This window comes from Roseateles sp. P5_E11, assembly GCF_054049355.1.
Window position 1 is genome coordinate 1 of the sequence record NZ_JBFUMO010000831.1, and the last position, 1,893, is coordinate 1,893.

At 64.7% G+C, this 1,893-nt stretch carries 2 protein-coding genes; one reads left to right on the forward strand and one right to left on the reverse strand.

Features of this window, described 5'->3' with window-relative positions:
• Positions 1 to 71: 71 nt before the first annotated feature.
• Positions 72 to 1,088 (reverse strand): porphobilinogen synthase, encoded by a 1,017-nt coding sequence (gene hemB, locus ACXJKR_RS31130; RefSeq protein WP_457326144.1) that lies wholly within the window; start codon positions 1,086 to 1,088, stop codon positions 72 to 74.
• Between the two features lie 358 nt (positions 1,089 to 1,446).
• Between hemB and ACXJKR_RS31135 the strand changes: the two genes are divergently transcribed.
• Entirely contained in the window at positions 1,447 to 1,875 is a 429-nt protein-coding gene (locus ACXJKR_RS31135; RefSeq protein WP_056194341.1) for a CopD family protein, read from the forward strand.
• Positions 1,876 to 1,893: the final 18 nt, after the last annotated feature.

Here is a 1,893-nt window from a genome sequence, read left to right on the forward strand (position 1 = left end):
CCGGCAGCGCTTCGGGCAGGGCCGCAAGCTCGCGAAAACTGTCGGTCTCGATGTGGAAGACCCGCACCGGCTCAACCCGCTTTCAGCAGCCGCGCGGCGTCCAGCGCGAAGTAGCTCAGCACGCCGTCGGCGCCCGCGCGCTTGAAGGCCAGCAGCGACTCCATCATGACGGCGTCATGGTCCAGCCAGCCATTGGCCGCGGCGGCCTTGACCATCGCGTATTCGCCGCTGACCTGGTAGGCAAAGGTCGGCACGCGGAACTCGTCCTTCACGCGGCGCACGATGTCCAGGTAAGGCATGCCGGGCTTGACCATCACCATGTCGGCGCCCTCGGCCAGGTCCAGGGCCACCTCGCGCAGGGCTTCGTCGCTGTTGCCGGGGTCCATCTGATACGTCTTTTTGTCAGCCTTGCCGAGGTTGGCAGCCGATCCCACCGCGTCGCGGAAGGGGCCATAGAAGCTGCTCGCGTATTTGGCGCTGTAAGCCATGATGCGCGTGTGAATGTGGCCTGCGGCTTCCAGCGCCTGGCGGATGGCGCCGATGCGGCCGTCCATCATGTCACTGGGCGCAACGATATCGACGCCGGCATCTGCCTGTACCAGGGCCTGTTTGGCAAGGATCTCGACGGTCGGGTCGTTGAGGATGTAGCCGGTCTCGTCGATGACACCGTCCTGGCCATGGCTGGTGAAAGGGTCCAGAGCCACGTCGGTCAGCAYGCCGAGTTGCGGGAAATGTTTTTTTACCTCGCGCACCGCGCGCGGCACCAGGCCATTCGGATTCAGCGCTTCGGCGCCGTCGGGCGTCTTCAGCGCGGCGTCGATGACGGGGAAAAGGGCGATGACGGGCACGCCCAGTTCGACGCACTGCTCGGCCGTGCGCAGCAGGTGGTCCAGGCTCTGGCGCGACACGCCGGGCATGGAAGCCACGGCGTCCAGACGGTTCTCGCCCTCATGGATGAAGACGGGGAGGATGAGGTCGCTGGCACTCAGCGCATGTTCACGCACGAGGGCGCGCGTGAAGGCGTCGCGACGCAGGCGCCGCGGGCGCGCCGCAGGGAAGGCGGAGGGAGAAAAAACGTAGCGGGCCAAGTCGAATCCTCAGGCTGCGGGGGGTGCGGCCCGGCGCGTGATGGTTGACACATCCAGACGTCATTTATTCCTGACGTCACCGCTCAAGCGCGCTAAACTTGTTTTTGAATGATAGCCGCAAGGTGGTCGTTCCCTGCTTTTCCTCCCTGAGCAGGAGCCTTAGCGTGATGACAGCGATAAGGCTTTCTCGGCCCCGGTCTTGAACCGGGGCTTTTTTTTGGTGTTCACCGGACTGTTGTGTCGCGGAGCGACCCAACCCGCACCTTCGTGCGGTGTGCCTGCGGCCCATGTCCGACTCTCCCCCAAGCCCGTCCGCGCTGCGGCCGTGCTTGACGCCGGTGCTGCCCATAATGGCTGCATGCTCTGGGTCAAAGCCTTTCACATCGTCTTCGTCGCCGCCTGGTTTGCCGGCCTTTTCTATTTGCCGCGCATCTTTGTGAACCTGGCCATGGTGCCGGCCGACAGCCATGCCGAACGTGAGCGCCTGCTTTTGATGGCGCACAAGCTGCACCGCTTCAGCAGCATCCTGATGGGCGTGGCCCTGCTGCTCGGCATCTGGGTGCTGGTGGGCTGGGGCGCCAGCCGCTTCGCCGGCAGCTATTGGCTGCACGTCAAGATGCTGCTGGTCGTCGGCGTGATCGGCTACCACCACATGAACCGACGCCTGCTGCGCAGCTTCGAGACGCTGTCCAACAAGCGCAGCCACCGCTGGTTCCGCGTCTACAACGAGACGGCCGTGCTGCTCTTCGCGGCCATCGTCGTGCTGGTGACCGTCAAGCCCTTCTGAGGTCGGAAGTGCGTCGCC

Excerpts from the sequence above, each read along its gene's own strand:
- ACXJKR_RS31135 (WP_056194341.1), top strand. The coding sequence starts at position 1,447 with ATGCTCTGGGTCAAAGCCTTTCACATCGTCTTCGTCGCCGCCTGGTTT.